This window comes from Luteimonas sp. 8-5, from assembly GCF_029763755.1.
GTDB lineage: Bacteria > Pseudomonadota > Gammaproteobacteria > Xanthomonadales > Xanthomonadaceae > Cognatiluteimonas.
In genome coordinates this window covers 1-4,369 of sequence record NZ_JARUVM010000095.1, presented here as the reverse complement: position 1 = coordinate 4,369, position 4,369 = coordinate 1, and the positions used below count along the sequence as shown (strand labels likewise).

The window sequence follows — 4,369 nt, the reverse complement described above, 5'->3', positions numbered from 1 at the left end:
GCATGCGCGCCGCACTTGCGCGGGCGGCCGGCGGCGAGTGGCGCGCCGTACTGGAGGACGAAGCGGCCGCGATCGAACGCGAGGACCTGGCCGCCAACCGCCGCATGGGCAGCCTCGGCGCCGCCCTGATCGAACCCGGCAGCGGCGTGCTCACCCATTGCAACACCGGTTCCCTGGCCACGGCCGGATTCGGCACCGCGCTGGGCGTGATCCGCGCCGGCGTGGCCCAGGGCCGCATCGGGCAGGTGTACGCCGGCGAGACCCGGCCGTGGCTGCAGGGCGCGCGCCTTACCGTGTGGGAACTGCAGCAGGACGGCATCGACGCGACCCTGATCGCGGACGCCGCCGCCTCGCACCTGATGAAGTCGGGCAGGGTGCAGTGGGTGATCGTCGGCGCCGACCGGATCTGCGCCAACGGCGACGTCGCCAACAAGATCGGTACCTACCAGCTGGCGATCGCGGCGCGCCACCACGGGGTGAAGTTCATGGTCGTGGCGCCGTCCTCCACGGTCGACATGGCCACCTCCTGCGGCGACCTGATCGAGATCGAGGAGCGCGACGCGGGCGAGCTCCATGGCCTCGGTGGCAGCCGTACCGTGGCCGAGGGCATCGCCGCCTGGAACCCCGTTTTCGACGTCACCCCGCATGGCCTGGTCGATGCCATCGTCACCGAACGCGGGGTCGTCCACGCCCCGGCGCCCGGATCCATGGCGGCCGCCTTCGGGTAGCCGCTAAGTCATTGAGTTTTCGGGGGAATCGGCCTGCAGAAAAGTCCGTGCCGTGATACAATTTCACGTCTGATTTACGACGTAGAAGAACGGACCCCAGATGGCAGAATCCGCCAAGGAAATCATCCCGGTCAACCTCGAGGACGAGATGCGCCGCAGCTACCTCGATTACGCCATGAGCGTGATCGTCGGGCGCGCGCTTCCGGACGTGCGCGACGGCCTCAAGCCCGTGCATCGCCGCGTCCTCTATGCGATGACCGAACTCGGCGCGCACGCCAACAAGCCGTATTTCAAGTCCGCCCGCATCGTCGGCGACGTCATCGGCAAGTACCACCCGCACGGCGACCAGTCGGTGTACGACACCCTGGTGCGCATGGCGCAGCCGTTCTCGCTGCGCTACATGCTGGTCGACGGGCAGGGCAACTTCGGCTCGGTCGACGGCGACTCGGCTGCGGCGATGCGCTACACCGAGGCGCGCATGTCGCGCCTCTCGCACGAGCTGATGGCGGACATCGACAAGGAAACGGTCGACTTCCAGCCCAACTACGACGAGAAGGAACAGGAGCCGACGGTGATGCCGTCGCGTTTCCCGAACCTGCTGGTCAACGGCTCGGCCGGCATCGCGGTCGGCATGGCCACGAATATCCCGCCGCACAACCTGTCGGAAGTGATCGACGCCACCATCGCCCTGATCGACGATCCGGCGATCGACGTCGAAGGCCTGATGCAGCACATCCCGGGCCCGGACTTCCCGACCGGCGGCATCATCAACGGCGTCGGCGGCATCCACCTGGCCTACCGCACCGGCCGCGGCCGCGTGCGCATGCGCGCCAAGGCCGACATCGAGGTCGCCGACAACGGCCGCGAGGCGATCGTCGTCACCGAGATCCCGTACCAGGTCAACAAGGCGCGACTGATCGAGAAGATCGCCGAGCTGGTCAAGGAAAAGAAGCTCGACGGCATCAGCGAGCTGCGCGACGAGTCCGACAAGGACGGCATGCGCATCTACATCGAGGTCAAGCGCGGCGACTCGGCCGAGGTGGTGCTCAACAACCTGTACTCGCAGACGCCGATGGAGTCGGTGTTCGGCATCAACATGGTCGCCCTGGTCGACGGCCGCCCGCAGCTGCTCGACCTCAAGCAGATGCTGGAAGCCTTCGTCCGCCACCGCCGCGAGGTGGTGACGCGCCGGACCATCTTCGAACTGCGCAAGGCCCGCGGCCGCGCGCACATCCTCGAGGGCCTGACGGTCGCGCTGGCCAACATCGACGAGATGATCGAGCTGATCAAGACCTCGGAGAACCCGCAGGTCGCGAAGGACCGGATGCTGTCGCGCCTGTGGCAGCCCGGCCTGGTCGGCAGCCTGCTGGAAGCCGCCGGCGCCCAGGCCTCGCGTCCGGAGGACCTGCCGCCCGGCGTCGGCCTGCTCGCGAACGGCTACCAGCTCACCGAGGTGCAGGCCCAGCAGATCCTGGAGATGCGCCTGCATCGCCTGACCGGCCTGGAGCAGGAGAAGCTCACCGAGGAATACCGCCAGCTGCTGGACACCATCCGCGGCCTGATCGAGATCCTCGAGGATCCGGACGTGCTGCTGGAAGTGATCCGCACCGAGCTGCGCAACCTCAGGGAAGAGTTCGGCGACGCCCGCCGCAGCGAGATCCGCGCCAGCGAGGAAGACCTCGACATCCTGGACCTGATCGCGCCGGAAGACGTGGTGGTCACGCTGTCGCACGCGGGCTATGCCAAGCGCCAGCCGGTCACCGCCTACCGCGCGCAGCGTCGCGGCGGCCGCGGCCGCAACGCGGCGGCGACCAAGGACGAGGATTTCATCGACCAGCTGTGGCTGGTCAACACCCACGACACGCTGCTGACCTTCACCAGCCACGGGCGCGTGTTCTGGCTGCCCGTGCACCAGTTGCCCGACGCCGGTCCGCATGCGCGCGGCCGTCCGATCGTCAACTGGATCGCGCTGGAGGAAGGCGAGAAGGTGCAGGCGGTGCTGCCGGTGCGCGAATACAGCGAAGACCTGTTCGTGTTCTTCGCCACGCGCAACGGCACGGTCAAGAAGACCCCGCTCACCGAGTACGCCTATCGCCTGCAGCGCGGCAAGATCGCGATCAACCTGGCCGAGGGCGACGCGCTGGTCAACGCGGAACTGTCGGACGGCCACTGCGACATCATGCTGTTCGCCAGCAACGGCAAGGCCGTGCGCTTCGCCGGCGAGACCGTGCGTCCGATGGGCCGCACCGCCACCGGCGTGCGCGGCATGAAGCTGGCCGAGGGCGAAGAGGTGCGCAGCCTGATCGTGATCTCCGGCGACGGCGACATCCTCACCGCCAGCGAGAACGGCTACGGCAAGCGCACCCCGGTGGCGGAATATCCGCGTAAGGGCCGCGGTACGCAGGGCGTGATCGCGCTGCAGACCACCGCCCGCAACGGCAAGCTGGTCGGTGCGATCCAGCTGTCGGACCGCCACGAGGTGCTGCTGATTTCCGATGGCGGCACGCTGGTGCGCACGCGCGCCTCGGAAATCGCCCAGGTCGGCCGCAACACCCAGGGCGTGACCCTGATCCGGCTGGGCGAAGGCGAGAGCCTGCAGGCGATCGAACGCGTCGACGCCTCGCTGGACGAGGAGAGTGAAGGCGCGACGGTCGCGACGGAGCCGCCTTCGGCAGGCGACGCGCCCAGCGCGCCGTAACTCAGAGCAGCGAAAGCACGTGTTCGGCCGAGGACACCCGGAACTCGCCGGGTGCCTCGACCAGCACCTGCCTGGCCACGCCGTCCTCGGCGTAGATCGCGTAGCGCTTGGAGCGGGTGCCCATGCCGTAGGCGCTGGCGTCCATCTCCAGGCCCAGGGCGCGGGTGAAGTCGCCGTTGCCGTCGGCGAGCATCATCAGGCCGTCCGGCACGTGCTGGCTTTCGCCCCATGCGTGCATCACGAAGGGGTCGTTGACCGCCACGCAGGCGACGTCGATGCCGCGTTTGCGGAACTCGTCGAAATTGGCGATGAAGCCGGGCAGGTGGCGTTCCGAGCACGTGGGCGTGAAAGCACCGGGGACGGCGAAGATGACGACCTTGCCGTTGTCGAAGAGGTCGCGCGTGTCGAGGGTCTCGACGCCTTCGCCGATCCGCTGCAGGGTGGTTTCGGGAAGGTGCTCGCCGGGCTTGATGGTCATGTGGGGCTCCGTGGTGTCACGCTGTCTTGGACGCAGTCTAGGATAATGGACGTCCCGATGACGGCCAGGCAACGGTAAGCCATGCAGTTCAAGGACTACTACGACATCCTCGGGGTCGAGCCCAGCGCGGGCGAGGCCGAGATCAAGACCGCCTATCGCCGCCTGGCGCGCAAGTACCACCCGGACGTGAGCAAGGAGGCCGACGCCGAGGAGCGTTTCAAGGCCGTCAACGAGGCCTATGAGGCGCTGCGCGATCCGGACCGGCGCAAGGCCTACGACCAGCTGCGCACGCGCGGTTACCGTCCCGGCGACGAGGTCCAGCCGCCGCCGGGCGGCTTCGGCCACGCACCGGGGCAGGGCGGCTTCGATTACGACGAGATCTTCGCCGGCGGTGGCGCCGGCGGCGGCTTCAGCGACTTCTTCGAGGAACTGTTCGGGCGCCGCCGTGCCGGTGCCGGGCCGGGC

4 protein-coding genes are annotated in these 4,369 nt (G+C 68.3%); 3 read left to right on the top strand and 1 reads right to left on the bottom strand.

The features are described from left to right. Together mtnA and gyrA are read left to right on the top strand one after the other, a co-directional pair. The coding region (mtnA, locus tag QAA18_RS10040; protein WP_279412786.1) for an S-methyl-5-thioribose-1-phosphate isomerase at positions 1-728 on the top strand (728 nt) is incomplete at its 5' end. 100 nt (positions 729-828) lie between these two features. Then, positions 829-3,426 (top strand): DNA gyrase subunit A, encoded by a 2,598-nt coding sequence (gyrA, locus tag QAA18_RS10035; protein ID WP_279412785.1) that lies wholly within the window; start codon positions 829-831, stop codon positions 3,424-3,426. A gap of 1 nt (position 3,427) precedes the next feature. Here gyrA and QAA18_RS10030 read toward each other — a convergent pair whose 3' ends face one another. Beyond that, a complete protein-coding gene (locus QAA18_RS10030) occupies positions 3,428-3,904 on the bottom strand; it encodes a peroxiredoxin (RefSeq protein ID WP_279412784.1) in 477 nt (158 codons plus the stop codon). An 81-nt stretch (positions 3,905-3,985) separates the two neighbouring features. On the opposite strand from QAA18_RS10030, the gene QAA18_RS10025 reads away from it, so the two are divergent. Next, positions 3,986-4,369, top strand: a 384-nt coding sequence (locus QAA18_RS10025) for a DnaJ domain-containing protein (RefSeq protein WP_279412783.1), incomplete at its 3' end; no start/stop codon positions are given.